Source organism: Burkholderia cepacia ATCC 25416 (genome assembly GCF_001411495.1).
Lineage (GTDB): Bacteria > Pseudomonadota > Gammaproteobacteria > Burkholderiales > Burkholderiaceae > Burkholderia > Burkholderia cepacia.
Genome location: NZ_CP012981.1, coordinates 2,731,035 through 2,746,339, shown reverse-complemented (window position 1 = coordinate 2,746,339; position 15,305 = coordinate 2,731,035). Strand labels below are relative to the sequence as shown.

General features: G+C 66.8%; 10 protein-coding genes. 2 read left to right on the top strand and 8 right to left on the bottom strand.

From position 1 onward, the window contains the following. Positions 1-32: 32 nt before the first annotated feature. The 8 genes from APZ15_RS12720 to APZ15_RS12685 all read right to left on the bottom strand — a co-directional run bounded on the left by APZ15_RS12720 (position 33) and on the right by APZ15_RS12685 (position 12,870). The gene (locus APZ15_RS12720; protein WP_226153267.1) at positions 33-1,358 is read right to left on the bottom strand and encodes a calcium-binding protein; all 1,326 of its coding nucleotides are present in this window, start codon (positions 1,356-1,358) and stop codon (positions 33-35) included. Positions 1,359-1,430: 72 nt separating this feature from the next. Continuing rightward, positions 1,431-2,462 carry a fimbrial protein gene (locus tag APZ15_RS12715; RefSeq protein ID WP_027787452.1) on the bottom strand — a complete coding sequence of 344 codons (1,032 nt, stop codon included), beginning with the start codon at positions 2,460-2,462 and terminating at the stop codon, positions 1,431-1,433. Next, positions 2,459-3,205, bottom strand: a complete 747-nt coding sequence (locus APZ15_RS12710; RefSeq protein WP_027787453.1) for a fimbrial biogenesis chaperone — start codon at positions 3,203-3,205, stop codon at positions 2,459-2,461. The genes APZ15_RS12715 and APZ15_RS12710 overlap by 4 nt, the downstream gene beginning before the upstream one ends. Positions 3,206-3,221: 16 nt before the next feature. Beyond that, the gene (locus APZ15_RS12705) at positions 3,222-5,708 is read right to left on the bottom strand and encodes a fimbria/pilus outer membrane usher protein (RefSeq protein ID WP_455768388.1); all 2,487 of its coding nucleotides are present in this window, start codon (positions 5,706-5,708) and stop codon (positions 3,222-3,224) included. A gap of 85 nt (positions 5,709-5,793) precedes the next feature. Then, on the bottom strand, positions 5,794-6,306 hold the full coding sequence (locus APZ15_RS12700; protein ID WP_027787455.1) for a fimbrial protein: 513 nt from the start codon (positions 6,304-6,306) through the stop codon (positions 5,794-5,796). A gap of 746 nt (positions 6,307-7,052) precedes the next feature. Beyond that, positions 7,053-8,513 carry an efflux transporter outer membrane subunit gene (locus APZ15_RS12695; protein ID WP_027787456.1) on the bottom strand — a complete coding sequence of 487 codons (1,461 nt, stop codon included), beginning with the start codon at positions 8,511-8,513 and terminating at the stop codon, positions 7,053-7,055. Then, complete coding sequence (locus APZ15_RS12690) at positions 8,513-11,650, bottom strand: multidrug efflux RND transporter permease subunit (protein ID WP_027787457.1); 3,138 nt, start codon at positions 11,648-11,650, stop codon at positions 8,513-8,515. Before APZ15_RS12690 ends, APZ15_RS12695 begins: the two co-directional genes overlap by 1 nt. Positions 11,651-11,670: 20 nt before the next feature. After that, the gene (locus tag APZ15_RS12685) at positions 11,671-12,870 is read right to left on the bottom strand and encodes a MexX/AxyX family multidrug efflux RND transporter periplasmic adaptor subunit (protein ID WP_027787458.1); all 1,200 of its coding nucleotides are present in this window, start codon (positions 12,868-12,870) and stop codon (positions 11,671-11,673) included. 150 nt (positions 12,871-13,020) lie between these two features. On the opposite strand from APZ15_RS12685, the gene APZ15_RS12680 reads away from it, so the two are divergent. After that, positions 13,021-13,668, top strand: a complete 648-nt coding sequence (locus APZ15_RS12680; RefSeq protein WP_027787459.1) for a TetR family transcriptional regulator — start codon at positions 13,021-13,023, stop codon at positions 13,666-13,668. Between the two features lie 339 nt (positions 13,669-14,007). Continuing rightward, on the top strand, positions 14,008-15,270 hold the full coding sequence (locus tag APZ15_RS12675) for a M23 family metallopeptidase (RefSeq protein ID WP_027787460.1): 1,263 nt from the start codon (positions 14,008-14,010) through the stop codon (positions 15,268-15,270). Positions 15,271-15,305 lie beyond the last annotated feature (35 nt).

Here is a 15,305-nt window from a genome sequence, read left to right as displayed (position 1 = left end):
TTCATCGCTTCACCTGCGTGCGACCACGCTCGTCAGCGTGCGGCCGGCAACCGCGGCAGGCATCGCGCGAGCTGCGCCGGGCTGACGGGCATGCGGCACACGCTTCGATGCATCGCTGCGTCCGGCTTCGCCGCCAGCATGCGTGACGCCGCCTTGCGCGGCGAAGCCCGCACCCGCAATGCGTCGGCGCCCGGGCTCGCCGGCTGCAACGCACGCAGGGTCGCCGCATCGATGTGCACTTGCCAGAACTGCGGCCGATAGTCGGGATCGCCGTCGCGATAGCCCTGCCCCGTGATGGTCTGCCCGTCGGGGCTCACACCGATCACGTTGGTCAGGTTCAGCGTGCCGACCGACAGGCCGGCCGCTTCGAGCAACGCAACGAGGCTGCGCATGCCGCTTTGCGGCGTCCACACGAAGACGCGCTCGACACCGGTTTGCCCGTTGCTCGATGTGCCGATGACGACCCGCCCGTCCGTGCTGATCGCTTGCGCGTAGCTGCTGTCGTCACCGTCGAGAAAACCGAGCCGCTGAATGCTGTCGCCGCCGTTCGTCCACAGCACGGCCTCCGAGTCGACCCGTTGTCCGTCCGGCGTGACCACCAGCGTGCCGATCGAGCCGGCGACCGTCCGTTCGTCTTCGGTCACGCCGCGGGCCATATCCATTCTGGCCACGCCCGCGTTGATCGTCGGCAACAGTCGTTCGCCGATTCGTTCTGTCCAAAGGAGCGCGCGCGAGCCATACACGCCGTCGACATTGCCGGCCAACCCTGCTGCCGCATTCCCGGACGAGGTCATCGACAGGAGCTGCACGATATAGTCGCCGCCCGGCGGCAACTCGCGGAAACCCCTCGGCTGGTCCCACATGAACCGTGCATTCCGGCCGTCTGTCGCCGTGAAACTGCCCGTCATCCTCGTGCCGGCGAGGTTCGCGACTTCGACCGATGCGTCCCGGCCCGCCGTATCCGGAACGAGTTTCTGTGTGCGACCGTCGCCGGGCCATCGCACCGCCCATCGATCGAGGTTGCTGCTGTCCACCTGACGCGCACTGATCGAGCCGCCGATCACCTGCCCGTCGCCCGACACCGTCTGTGCCAGCGAGTCATAGGCGTTCGCCGGCGCGGCCAGCCGTTGCCAGCCCGTCGCGGCCGACCACGAGAAGGCCATCGAGTTACCGGGCTGCGCGTCGCTCCAGTAGGAGCCGATGATCGTCTTGCCGTCGGCGCTGACGGCATTCCCGTTGTACCGCATGTCGCGCGGACCACCCAGGTCACCGATCACGGTCAGCGAATAACCCCCCGCCGATACCGTCTGTGCGTGAGCCGCGCCCACCGTCGAAGCAACGAACAGTGTCGCTGCCATGGTGCCCTTCAGATGCATTTTCATCTCCCCCAATAAGCGCTCGATCGTCGCCCTGCCAGGGCCTCGCGCGCGTCAGTAAATAAACAAGCGGATCGTCGCCGTTGCGTCGAACCTTCCGATCTTCGGTGGCCCGAACGACTTCAGCACCGCGTCCATCAACACGCTCTGGTTCATGACGTTCGACGGGAATTGCGCGAGCGTGAACTGTTCGTTGAATGGAATCGCCTTACCCTGGCTGTCTTCGATGCCGATACCGAAATTGCTGTCCGACGCGGGCACCAGCAAACCGTTCCGAACCGGAAAGCTCGTTTCGAAGTACCCATCGACCTTCACCGCGACATTGCATTTCTTGGTCAGCGACAACGAGAAGCGTTTGCGCGGCACCGCCGGCAGAAAGCCATTGCCGACCGACTGTACCTGCCCGAAATTGACGATGCCCGGTTCGGGCGTCACCAGCACGTCGACGAAGCACGGTGTCGGCTTGAGATTGCGCATGCCGCTCAGGCGGTACTGGAAGCTCGGGTGGATCGCATTCAGCCCCTTCGCTCCGTCGAACTGGAATACCGTGTAGATGTCGCTCGGCGGTTGCGTCCACGAGCCGCGCTTGCGGACGACCACCTGATAGGAAATGTCGATAGGCACCTTCGGGCATTGGCCCCATGCCAGTTTTTCGTCACTGCACGCCGGTACCGTCTTGCCCGTCGCCACGCCGGTGCCAGGCTGACTCCCCGCGCCAAAGTGGTCCTGTCCCAGGTACCGGATGCCGATTTCGAGCCCCCAGGCAGCCGGGTTCTGCTTGTTCGGATTCGCGTAGAAGGAGATCGGATCGTCGATGTCGATGTTGCCCTTGCCGCCCAGATCCTTGAAGCAATACCCCGTCGTCGTGCGAACCGGCGACACCCAGATCACGTAGCCGTCAGGTGCGTCGGTCGGATAGGAGGCGACACCGCCGATCGATTCCGTCATCGACGTCGCACCGCTGCTGGTCACGCAGCGTACGGCAAACGCCGGCTGCATGGCGGCGACCAGCACCGCGAAGATCGCCAGGCGCAGCCACGACGCCATCGTCAACATGCGGGGGGCCTGTCGTCCGCCCCCGCTCATTTCTTCACGCTCTTGCAAGCACCGGCCTCGCACGCATACTCGACCGCCACCTGGCCGCCGTAATCGTCGATGTGCGTGACGAACAGCGTCGCCGGCGTCGCGGCCTTGAACGGCACGTCGGCCGTGCTCATCGGGCTGACCATCACCGGCTCCAGCGGCACGTGCGTCTTCTGCGCACCCGCCGCCACGTCGACGATCGTGATGTGATACGGCGTCGGATTGTCGAACACGAGCTTGTGCGCGGCCGCATCGACGCGCAACGTCATCGGCAGCGTCCAGTCCTCGTCGCGCGCGGGCTGTACGGCCTTCGGCCGGTAGAACAGCTTCATCTGCGTATGCAGCGCGATCTGCAGCGTGTTCGGCGTATCGGTCTTCGGCGGCACTTCGCGGATGTTCAGGTAGAACACCGATTCGCGATCGGCCGGCAGCTCGGTGCCCGGCAGCTTCGCGATCCGCAACACGTTGCGCTCGTTCGCCTCGACGCGCTGCAACGGCGGCACCACCATCAGCGGCGACGTGATCTTGTTGCCCTTCGCGTCCTCGAGCCACGACTGCACGAGATACGGATACGTCGTGCTCTTGTTGGTGATCGTGACGACCGCCGCCTGTTCGCCTTCGTTGAAGATCACGCGCGTGCGATCGGGCACGATCGCCGCCTGCGCGGCGCCCGCGAGGAGCGCACCGGCGGTCGCGAGCACGCACCATGCGCGCCGCGAAAAGGAAAGGGAGAAGGAGTTTTTCATCGCTGGATCCGTGAATTCATCGTTCGACCCGTGCGGCCGCTGCATGCGACTCGCCGGGCGTCTGGCACGTCACCGGAATCGGCGTGCCTTCGAGTTGGAGCTGGTTCGGCAGCGTGTCGATCGTGCAGAGCGTGCGTTCGCCCGCGCGCACCGCCAGCGTGGATTTCGGTTGAACCTGGGTCAGGAACGCCGCGCCGCCCTCGCCGACGATGCCGAGTTCCTTGCCGTTCGCCATGTCCTGCACCGATGCGCCGAACGGCAGCGGTTTGCCGACCGGGTCGGTCAGTGTCAGGTACAGGTTGCTGCCGCGCGCGGCGGAGAACTTCACGAAGCCGATCGCGCCGTCGGTCAGCACCATGCGCTGGATCGGGTTCGACACCTGCACCTCGAGCGGCAGCTTCTCGACGTTGACCGTCGCGTCGTAGACGTTGTACGGCGAGATGCCGTCGAGCACCGTATAACCGCGCGAATCGGTATGCGAGAGCGTGCCGGACAGCGGCACGTCGGGCACGCCGTCGGTCGACACCAGCAACCGCGTGTCGCCCGCGTTGCCGTTCGCGTGCGCCGCGACGCCGTATTGCGTCGCGACAAACGAGCCGTCGACTTCGAGCGACGCGGCCGCATACGCATTGGCGAGCGTCGACGCCTGCGCGGTCAGCTGATACGCCGACGAGCGCTGGCGGTAGCTCGCGTTCGCCGACGCCCGTCCGTCGGTCGCGCCCGCGTTGACCTGGTAGGTGCGGCCATCCGGATCGTCGTAGATATAACCGGCGTTCACGCTCATGCTGCCGCTGCCCGTCGTCAGGTTCGACGTGACAGTGTGGCGGCCGCCGATCGGCAGCGTCGCGGTGACGGAGACCTGGTTGCCGCTTGCACCGGCGCTCTGCGTGCGGAAGGCCGATACGCTCACGTTCAGGTTGCGCAGCGTGCCGATCGAGAACGCGCGCGTCAGCGTGAGGCCGACGCGCTGCTCGTTCGCACGTTCCCAGTAGGTCGTCTGGTCGTACGAGAAATAAGTCGACGTGTCGCCGAAACGCTTCGACAGCGTCGCCGAGTAGCGCTGCTTGCTGTTGGCGAGGCCGTACGCGGTCGGGTCGCCCGAGAACTGCGCGAAGTTCGTGTATTCGCGCTCGGAGAAGCGATAACCGAAGAAACGCACGTCGGCATCGAGCCCGTCGAAGTGCTTCGAATAGTTGATGCGGTACGAGTTGCCGTTGCGCGTCGCGCCGTTCCACCACAGGCGTGCCCGCGCATGCGTGACGTCGGCCGACAGCGCGCCGAACGCGCCGAAGTCGCGGCCCACGCCGAGCGCGATCGACGTGTAGCCCGACGCGGCGATGAAACCGCCATACGCGGTGACGTCGAACGGCAGGCCGTAGGCGATTTCACCGAAGCCGAAGAACGGCGTGATGCCGGCGCCGCCAAAGAGCCGCGGCTTGCCGACGGCGGCCTTGTAGCGCAATTGCCCGGCGCGCGCGAGGAACGGCACGGCGGCCGTCGTCACCTGGAAGCGCTGCACGCTGCCGTCCTCTTCCTCGACTGCAACGTCGAGCGTGCCCTGCACGCTCGTATTGATGTTCTGCAGCGCGAAGGCGCCCGGCGACACGCGCGTCACGTACAACACGCGGCCCGCCTGGGACACGGTCACGGTCGCGTTGGTGCGCGCGACGCCCGAGATCAGCGGCGCATAACCGCGCAGCGAAGGCGGCAGCATGCGGTCGTCGCTGCGGATCGACGCGCCCGTCAGCGCGAACGTATCGAAAATGTCGGACGTCAGGTAGTCGTCGCCGAACGTCACCGTCGACTGGATCGACGGCAGCGCGCGAAATGCATAAAGCCGGCTGAAGCGGAACGTGCGGTCCGCGTAGGCCGTATTGCCCACGTTCGATTGCGCCTGGTAGTCGCCGCGAAAGCGCCATGCATCCCAGTTCGCGCCAACCGTCCCGTAGGCCTGGATCGAATTCGTTTGCCCGCCACCCGTGCCGAAGTTGCGGTTCGTGTTCGCGATCACGCGATAGTCGAGCATCGCGCCGGGGATCCCTTCCGACCAGCGCTCCGGCGGCAGGTAGGTCGTATCGTTGAACTCGAGCGCAGCCTGCGGAATCGTGATCTTGAGCCGCCCGTCGCTTTTCAGGTAGCGCACGGTCGCCCCCTCGATCGCGCCGAGATCGACGCAACGTCCACCCTGGAAGCGCGGCAGGTCCTTCGCGAGCGACGGCTTCAGCCCGAACTGCGCGACGAGTTCCGGGCGCAGGCACGGTTTGCCGGCCCCCGACGCGTCGACGGCGATGAACTCGATCGCCTGCAGCCCGTAGAACAGGTCGTTGACCTGTACGTCGAGCATGTACTCGCCGGGCAGCGTGAAGTCCGCCTGCGAGAACTGCGACAGATCGACGTTGTTCGAGCCGTCGATGCTCAGGAACGACGAATTGAATTCCGTCGCATGGCTCTGGCTGCCGACAACCAGCACGGAGACGCAAAGGAAGGAATGTCTGATTCGCACGCGGCGCTACCGGAAGTCCAACGAAGGAGGAGATGAGGAAATACGAACGAGGAAGGGTGCGCGCACCCTTCCCCGGTACGGCGGCTTACTGGTAGCGGACGGTGAAGTTCGCCACGCCTTCGGCGGTACCCGGCGTCACGCCGGCTGCGGTCGCTTCGTACATGGCCGCGAAGCGTGCGACGTTCGTGCCGTTTTGCAGCACGGTCGGTGCCTTCTGCTCGGCGCCGTTGTCGAGGTATTCGCCCGACGCTGCCTGCAGGCGGATGCCGACGTTGGTTGCCGAACCGATCGTGGCGAGCAGCTTCGGCTGGCCCGCGCTCGACGTGCCCGTGAACGTGAAGTACGCGTTCTGCGCGACGCTCGTGTCGCAGTCGGTCAGCTTGATGTCGAAGTTGGTCGGCGTGGACTTGTCGCCAGCTTGCTTGAACACGTTGGTCGGCACCTTGCCGAGGTTCACGGTCTGGTTGACCGAGCCCGAATCGATGCCGCATGCGCCCGCGACGATCTCGCCCGTGAAGTTGATCGTGCCGGTGCCCGCTGCGAAGGCCGAGGTCGACAGGGCCGCGAGTGCGACAGCGGTCAGGATGGATTTTTTCATGACGTTTCCCGAAAGGACTGCAAATGGAATAGATGACGTGGCGGACTCAAACGGTAGCGTGTGGTGGCTCCCGTCCGTCACGAGGCGGCATTATCGAGATAATCGTGAAAGTTTTCTGTAAATCATTGTCAAATGCATCTGACAATGTTCGATTTACCCCTCTAGATCCGCACTATTTCTCGTCAATTTTCAATCCCGGAATTTTTATCCGCAGTCCTTTTTTATTCTTCGGAAACAATTGAAGATTAAGGATATTTTCGATCGATAGCCACAACCTCCCCGCTCACCCTTGCTGGCATTGACTCCGGCAAATCATTCTCGAAAATGACAAAACATTGTCCATAGCCGCCATCGTTGTCCGACGACAACGCCAATATCAAATCATTTTCAACAAACAGGAAATTAACCGGCGATTCAATCAATGCAATTTTTTCGCGCAAACGATTGCGACATGAATACAAACGTTTTACCGCGACACTTTGCCGCCCTCATTATTTCCGATATAGGGTTAATTCGTTTGTCAATTCCGGATCGTAAATCGCACGCATGAGCGATCGCAAGACGACGGCTGTTCCGCAACGCGCACGCGTGCGTTGCCGCAGGATGAAAAACGTCCCGACCGGCCTGTCGATGGGGAAAGATATCGCTGGAACCAGCGGTATGGATCGAAGGAAGCGGCGGCAGCACGTCGAAACGTACCACCGCCGTCATGCCGCCCGACGCGCTGCGGCGTCAGGCGACGGGCATTACGCGGAAGCCGCGGCCTCCGCCGACGCCGGCGACCAGCCGCCGCCGAGCGCGCGGTACAGCGCGATCGCATTCGCGAGCCTGAGCTGCTTGAGCCGGATCAGTTCCTGCCCCGACTCGTACGTGCTGCGCTGCGCGTCGAGGAGTTCGAGATACGTCGCGACGCCGCCCGCGTAGCGGCGTTCCGCGAGCTTCAGCCGCGCGCCGTCGGCCGCATACACGTCCTGCTGCGCGGCGAGCTGGCGATCGATCCAGTCGCGCGCGGCGAATGCGTCGGCCACTTCGCGGAACGCGGTTTGCACCGTCTTCTCGTAATCGGCCACCGCGATGTGCTTGCGCGCGTTCGCGACGTCGAGGTTTGCGCGGTTGCGTCCGCCCGCGAAGATCGGCAACGTGATGCGCGGCGCGAACGTCCATACGCTGGTGCCGCCGGCAAACAGGCTCGAGAACGCATCGCTGACCGAGCCGTAGTCGCTCGTCAGCGTGATGCGCGGAAAGAACGCCGCGCGCGCGGCGCCGATCTGCGCGTTGGCGGCCTTCAGCCGCGCTTCCGCCTGCCGAATGTCCGGCCGCCGTTCGAGCAGCGCACTCGGTGCGCCGGGCGCCACGGGCGCGATCGACAGCCCGTCGAGCGCGGTCGTGTCGCCGGGCACGTTGCGCGCGAAGTCGCCCGCGAGCAACTGCAGCGCCCGCACCGACTGCGCATGCTCGCGCTGCAGCGCGGCCTGCGATGCGCGCGCGGATGCCACCAGCATCTCGGCCGAGCGCAGCTCGATCGCGTCGCTCGTGCCGGCCGCATAACGACGCTGCGTAAGCGCGGCCATGCGTTCGCGCGCGTCCAGCGTGCGCTGCGCCAGCGCGAGCTGCTCGTGCAGCGAGCGCTCCGACACGTACGCGCCCGCCACGTCGGCGATCACGCCGATGCGCACCGTGCGTTGCGCGTCGGCCGTCGCGAAATACTCGGCGAGTGCCGCGTCTGACAGGCTGCGCACGCGGCCGAACAGGTCGAGCTCGTACGCGCTGACGCCGACGCCCGCACGATACAGCCCGCTGATCGCGCTTTCGCGCACGACCGGGTCGTACTGGCGCGCACGCTCATAACCCAGATTCGCATCGACCGACGGCATCAGGTCCGCGCGCTGCACGCCGTAGAGTGCGCGCGCTTCCTCGAGCCGGCCGGCGGCGACCCGCAGGTCGCGGTTGTTCGCGAGCGCCGCGTCGATCCACGCCTGCAGCGCGGCATCGGTGAAGTACGCGCGCCAGTCGTCGAGCAACGCGGCATCGGCGGGCGATGCCGCGGCCGCCGCCGGCGCGGCACTGCCGTCGACCGGCGCATAGGTCGCCGGCACGGGCGCCGCCGGCCGCTCGTAACGCGGTGCGAGCGTGCAGCCGGCCAGCGCGAGCGCGGCGGCCAGCGCAACCTGAACCCGCAGCGCTGCCTGTGCATTCAGCGCAAACATCATTGAGAACCCTCCATCGCCGCCGGCTGCGCTCCGCCGCGCCGGCGCGGGCCGACGTCGAATAGGCGGCCGACGATCACGAAAAACAGCGGAACGAGGAACACCGCGAGCACGGTCGCCGTGATCACGCCGCCGAGCACGCCGGTGCCGATCGCCATCTGCGCGCCGGACGCGGCGCCCGACGCGAACGCGAGCGGCAGCACGCCGACGCCGAACGCGAGCGACGTCATCACGATCGGCCGCAGCCGCAGGCGCGCGGCCTCGAGCGCGGCGTCGACGAGCGACATGCGCTGCGCGACCAGGTCCTTCGCGACTTCGACGATCAGGATCGCGTTCTTCGCGGACAATCCGATCGTCGCGATCAGCCCCACCTTGAAGTAGATGTCGTTCGGCATCATCCGCAGCGTGACGCCGAGCACCGCGCCGATCACGCCGAGCGGCACGACCAGCATCACCGCGAACGGAATCGACCAGCTCTCGTAGAGCGCCGCGAGCGCGAGGAACACGACGAGCACCGACAGCGCGAACAGCATCGGCGCCTGCGCGCCCGACAGCCGCTCCTCGAACGACTGCCCCGACCACGCATAACCGGTGCCGGCCGGCAGCTTCGCCGCGAGTTGCTCGATCGCGGCCATTGCCTCGCCGCTGCTGTGGCCCTGCGCGGCCGAGCCGTTGATCGTGAACGACGGAAAGCCGTTGTAGCGCGTGAGCTGCGGCGGCCCGAGCGTCCAGTGCAGCGTCGTGAACGCCGCGAGCGGCACCATCTCGCCATGCGAGTTGCGCACGCGCAGCTTCTTCACGTCGTCCGGATCGAGCCGGTGCAGCCCGTCGGCCTGCACGATCACGCGCCGCACCTGCGTGCCGTGCATGAAGTCGCCGATATAGTCGGAGCCGAACATCACCGCGAGCGTCGTGTTGATCTCATCCATGGACACGCCGAGCGCGGACGCCTTCGCACGATCGATGTCGAGCTTCAGCTGCGGCGCGTCCTGCGTGCCGGCGAACATCAGGTCGGTCAACGCGGGATCCTTGCGGCCCGCCCCGAGCAGCTGCTCGCGCGCGGCGCTGAACGTCGCGTAGTCGAGCCCGCCGCGGTTCTGCAGCCGGAAGTCGAAACCGCTCGACGAGCCGAGATCGGGCAGCGCCGGCGAGTTCATCGCGAACACCGTCGTGTTCGGCGTGCCCGCGAAGCGCTCGTTGATGCGCGCGACGATCGCCTGCACGTGCGCGTCCGCGGCCTTGCGCTCCTTCCAGTTCTTCAGCGTGACGAAGATCATCCCGCCGTTCGGCCCTTCGCCGTACAGGTTGAAGCCGCCGAGCGCGAACGTATACGCGGCCGGCTCGTCATGGCGGATGTACGACTCGACTTCCCGCACGCTCTGCATCGTTTCCGCGAGCGGCGTGCCTTGCGGTCGGATCACCATCACCATGAAGTTGCCCTGGTCCTCGTCCGGCAGGAACGCGGTCGGCAGTTGCGTGAGCATCAGCCCCGCGGCCGCGGTCAGCGCGCCGTACACGACGAGCCAGCGCACCGGCTTCTTCAGCATCTTGCCCACGCGCGTCGCGTAGCGCTGCGTCGAACGCGCGACGAAGCGGTTGAACCAGCCGAAGAAGCCGCGCTTCTCGTGATGTTCGCCGGACACGGGCCTGAGCAGCGTCGCGCACAGTGCCGGCGTGAGCGACAGCGCGAGGAAGGCCGAGAAACCGATCGACACCGCGAGCGACAGCGCGAACTGCCGGTAGATGTTGCCCACCGCGCCGCCGAAGAACGCCATCGGCACGAACACCGACGTCAGCACCACGGTGATGCCGACGATCGCGCCGCTGATCTGCTTCATCGCCTTGACGGTCGCGTCGTACGGCCCGAGCCCCTCCTCGACCATCAGCCGCTCGACGTTCTCGACCACGACGATCGCGTCGTCGACGAGGATGCCGATCGCGAGCACCATCCCGAACATCGTCAGCACGTTGATCGAGAAACCGGCCGCATACATCACGCCGAACGTGCCCGCGAGCGCGACCGGCACGACGAGCGTCGGGATCAGCGTCGCGCGCAGGTTCTGCATGAACAGGAACATCACGAGGAACACGAGCACGCCGGCCTCGATCAGCGTCGTGACGACCTTGTTCATCGACACGCGCACGAACGACGACGTCTCGTACGGGATCTGGTACTTCACGCCCGGCGGGAAATACGCGGACAGCTCGTCCATCGTCGCGCGCACGCGCTTCTCGGTGGATACCGCGTTCGAGCCCGGCGCGAGCTTGATGCCCATCCCGGTCGCGACCTTGCCGTTCACGTACGACGGGTAGTTGTAGTCGTTGCCGCCGAACTCGACGCGCGCGACGTCGCGCAGATACAGCGCGGAGCCGTCGGCCTGCGTGCGCAGCGCGATCGCGCCGAACTCGGCCGGCGTCTTCAGCGGCGCATCGGCGAACACGGTCGCCGCGATCGGTGCGCTGGCCGGCACCGCGGTGCGGCCGATGTCGCCGATCGTCACGCGTGCGTTGTGCGCGCGCACCGCCGACGCGATATCCGACGCGGTGAGGCCGTGCCCGGCCATCTTCACCGGGTCGGGCCAGATCCGCATCGCATATTCGGCGCCCCAGAACTGCACCCGGCCGACGCCGTCGACACGGCGCAGCGCCTGCACGACGTTCGCCGACGCATATTCGCCGAGCTGCACGTCCGTCATCCGCCCGTCGTCGGATGTCAGCGACACCACGAGCTGGATGTTGTCGGCGGCCTTCTCGACCTGGATGCCGTCGCGCCGCACCGGTTCCGGCAGCCGCGCATCGACCGTCTTCAGCCGGTTCTGCACTTCGACGGCCGCGAGATCGGCGTTGACGCCCTGCTTGAACGTCAGGTACAGCGACGCCGCGCCGGTGCTGCTCGTCGCGGACGTATACATCAGCCCCGGCGCGCCGTTCATTTCGCGCTCGATCAGCGCGGTCACCGATTCCTCGACGACCTGCGCGGATGCGCCCGGGTACGTCGCATAGATGCTGACGACGGGCGGCGCGATGTCCGGGTACTGCGCAACGGGCAGCGAGCGGATCGCGAATGCGCCGCCCAGCATGATGAAGATTGCGATCACCCATGCGAAGACGGGGCGATCGATGAAGAAACGTGCCATGGTGGTGTGGTGTTAACCGGTCAGGTTTGACGGGCGGCCGCCTGCGAAGCGGCCGCTGCCGGCGCCGCTTTCGACGGCGGCGCCTTCTCGACGGGCTTGACGGCCGTATCGGGCGCGAACTGCGCGGCATCGTCGACGATCACGCGCTCGCCGCCCGCGAGGCCGCGCGTGATGCGCCAGTCGTGGCCGCTCATCTGGTCGGCGGCGACCTCGACGTCCTTGACCTTGCCGTTCGTGCCGACCACGCGCACCGACGTGCGGTCGGCCGTGCGCAGCAGCGCATCGCGCGGCACGAGGATCGCCCGCTGGTCGACCGCCGTGTCGAGCGCGATCCGCACGTACGCGCCCGGCAGCAGTTCGCGCTCCGGATTCGGGAACAGCGCGCGCATCGCGACGGTGTCGGTGGTCGGATCGACCGCGAGATCGCTGAACAGCAGCTTGCCCTTCAGCGGATACGCGGTGCCGTCGGCGCGCAGCAGCGTCACCGTGATGTCGTGCTGCGCGATACCCGTCGCGCGTCCGCTCTTCACCGCCCGGCGCAACGCGTCGACGTCGGCGGCCGGCTGCGAGAAGTTCACGTAGATCGGGTCGAGCTGTTCGACGGTCGTGAGCGGTGTCGCCTGGTCCTGGCCGACGAGCGCACCCTCGGTCACGAGCGCGCGCCGTGCGCGGCCCGCGATCGGCGCGGTGACCGTCGCATAGTCGAGCTGCAACTGCGCCCGTGCGAGTTCCGCCTTCGCGGACGCAACGTCGGCCTTCGCCTGCGTGTCGCCGGCAACGGCCTCGGTGTGGTCGCGCTCGCTCACCGCGCGATCGCGCACGAGATCGTCGTAACGGCGGCGCTTGTCGCTCGCCGCGAGCGCGGCAGCCTGCGCCTTCGCGAGCGCCCCCTGCGCGGCGTCGCGCGCGGCCTTCAGCGGCGCGGGATCGATGCGGAACAGCACCGCGCCCTGCTTCACTTCCTGGCCTTCCTCGTAGGTGCGTGCGGTCACGATGCCCGCGACCCGCGCGCGCACTTCCGCCTGCCGGTATGCATCGAGCCGGCCCGGCAATTCGACGGTCATCGGCACGGCCGTCGGACGCACCGTCACGACCGTCGCCTGTTTCGCGGCCTCCGGCGCGGCGTCCTTGTCGCCCTTTCCACATCCGGCCAGGGCCAGCACGGCCGCCAGCGCGAACGGCGCCAGCCGGTGGCGCAACAGGGAGCGATTGTTATTCATATGTGACCTCGGATCGTTCGCCGCCGATACAATGCGGCGGCTCAGGGTGGCCGATTATAATCAGTCACGATTGATTAAATACGTGCCGCTTCAATCTGACCGTCATACTGTCTCAATAAAACGACAGCGAACTGTAAGGAATTTCAGGACATGGCCCGCAAGACCCGCGAAGAATCGCTCGCCATCAAGCACCGGATCCTCGATGCCGCCGAACTCGTGCTGCTCGAGAAAGGCGTCGCGCAAACCGCGATGGCGGATCTCGCCGAGGCCGCCGGGATGTCGCGCGGCGCCGTCTACGGCCACTACCGCAACAAGATGGAAGTGTGTCTGGCGATGTGCGACCGCGCGTTCGCGCGCACGTCGGAAGGCTTCGACGCGGGCGACGGGCTGCCGCCGCTCGCCACGCTGCGGCGCGCCGCCTCGCACTATCTGCAGGAATGCGGCGAGCCAGGCCCGATGCAGCGCGTGCTCGTGATCCTCTATACGAAGTGCGAACAGAGCGAGGAAAACGGCGCGCTGCAGCGCCGCCGCATGCTGCTCGAATTGCAGATGCTGCGGATCACGAAGGCGCTGCTGCGTCGCGCGATCGCGGCCGGTGAACTCGCCGCCGATCTCGACGTGCACCTGGCCGCCGTCTATCTCGTGTCGCTGCTCGAAGGCGTGTTCGCGTCGATGATCTGGACCAACCGGCTGCGCGGCAACCTGTGGAACGACGCCGAGGCCATGCTCGACGCCGGCTTCGACACCGTGCGCACGTCCGCCGCGTTGCGCGGCCGCGCGCACAAATTGCCGGACTGACGAAATTTGTCGTAATAAATGCTGATTTAACCCGATTTACCGCACTGCGAAACGAATGAGCTGACCCTCTTTAAAATTTTTAACGTTGTGCGGAACACCGGTAGACTGGCGCTGTCATCTTTCTTTAGCGTCTTCGTGATAACCGGGTTCGACCCGGTATGCACGCCGCCGTTCGAAGCGGGCCCGCCCCGCGCGTTGGGTCGAACGGAAACGACACAGGCCCCTGGCGGGGCCTGTTTTGTTGCACGCCCGCCGCCCGCCCCCGTCGCCGCCCGACGGATGTGCCGCCGGCGGCCCCTGCCCACACCCCTTTGAACCGCTTTCCTGGATGTGGACACCTTGGTCAAGTCTGCCGCTACCCCTGATGCTTTCGCGCCCGGCCGCGCGCAGCGCGTCGTGCGCGCGCTCGTGCCGGCCGCCGTGCTCGGCGCCCTCGCCGCACTCGGCCTCGCCGCGCTGCCGGCCGTGTCGCAACTGCCGGGCGCCGTCGACTCGGGCACGGCCGCGCTGCCGCAGCGCGTGCTGTCCGACACGCCGTTTCCCACCGCGCAGCATTTCGTGACGAGCGAGCTCGCCCGCACGATCGGCGAGCGCAACGATTCCGACGAACACCACGACCGCAGCCAGCAGCCGGGCCTGTTCGCGCCGCTCAGCGCGCACCGCAACGACATGCTCGGTTATGCGAACCTGTTCCAGTTCGCGGCCCCCGAAAACCGGCACGGCATGCGCGCGGGCGACATCGAGCTCACGCTGTCCGACACGCTGAACCGTCTCGACGTGCCGCCCGAGGTGCGCATCCAGCTCGGCGATCTCGTCAGCGGCAAGGTCGCGATGCGCGCGAGCGCGCAGCGCGGCGACTACTACCGCGTCGCGTTCGATACGAACGACGGCACGCCGCGCCTTACCGCGCTCGAGCTGCGCGTCGCCGGCCGCACGTTCGGCGCGATCTGGTTCCGCGCGCCGGGCGCCGAGCACGGCGCGTACTACGCGCTCGACGGCTCGCCGCTCGAAGCCGCCGCATTCACGATGCCGGTCAAATGGACGCGCATCAGCTCGTTCTTCGGCGAGCGCGTCCATCCGCTGTCGCAGGCGATGGCGTTCCACACGGGCGTCGATCTCGCCGCGCCGACCGGCACGCCCGTCGACGCGGCGGCCGACGGCGTCGTGTCGTTCGTCGGCACCGATCCGGGCGGCTACGGCCGCTACGTGATCGTCGATCACGCCGACGGTTACTCGACCTACTACGCGCACCTGTCGGCGTTCGCGCACGGCCTCAAGACGGGCGAAACCGTGAAGCAGGGCCAGCGCATCGGCTCGGTCGGGATGACCGGCGCCGCGACAGGCCCGCACCTGCACTTCGAGGTGCGGGTCGCGAACAATCCGGTCGACCCGCTCGTCACGCTCGCGAGCGCGCAGACGGCGCTGTCCGACATGCAGCTCACCGCATTCCGCCAGGAAGCGGCGCAATGGCGCTTCCGTCTCGCGTCGATCAATACGGCGCCGTTCGCGTTCGCGCAGAACGACGGGCCGCTGTGGGGCGATTTCGCGACCGACACGTCGACGCTGCGCGCGGTCTTCAATACGCACTACGCCGCGTCGTGATGCACCGGCCGCCCGCCGTCGCTCGACGAACAGCG

What these genes read in the sequence shown, in the direction of transcription:
- APZ15_RS12720 (WP_226153267.1), bottom strand. Translation starts at nt 1,358, where the DNA reads ATGGCAGCGACACTGTTCGTTGCTTCGACGGTGGGCGCGGCTCACGCA.
- APZ15_RS12715 (WP_027787452.1), bottom strand. Translation starts at nt 2,462, where the DNA reads ATGAGCGGGGGCGGACGACAGGCCCCCCGCATGTTGACGATGGCGTCG.
- APZ15_RS12710 (WP_027787453.1), bottom strand. Translation starts at nt 3,205, where the DNA reads ATGAAAAACTCCTTCTCCCTTTCCTTTTCGCGGCGCGCATGGTGCGTG.
- APZ15_RS12700 (WP_027787455.1), bottom strand. Translation starts at nt 6,306, where the DNA reads ATGAAAAAATCCATCCTGACCGCTGTCGCACTCGCGGCCCTGTCGACC.
- APZ15_RS12695 (WP_027787456.1), bottom strand. Translation starts at nt 8,513, where the DNA reads ATGTTTGCGCTGAATGCACAGGCAGCGCTGCGGGTTCAGGTTGCGCTG.
- APZ15_RS12690 (WP_027787457.1), bottom strand. Translation starts at nt 11,650, where the DNA reads ATGGCACGTTTCTTCATCGATCGCCCCGTCTTCGCATGGGTGATCGCA.
- APZ15_RS12685 (WP_027787458.1), bottom strand. Translation starts at nt 12,870, where the DNA reads ATGAATAACAATCGCTCCCTGTTGCGCCACCGGCTGGCGCCGTTCGCG.
- APZ15_RS12680 (WP_027787459.1), top strand. Translation starts at nt 13,021, where the DNA reads ATGGCCCGCAAGACCCGCGAAGAATCGCTCGCCATCAAGCACCGGATC.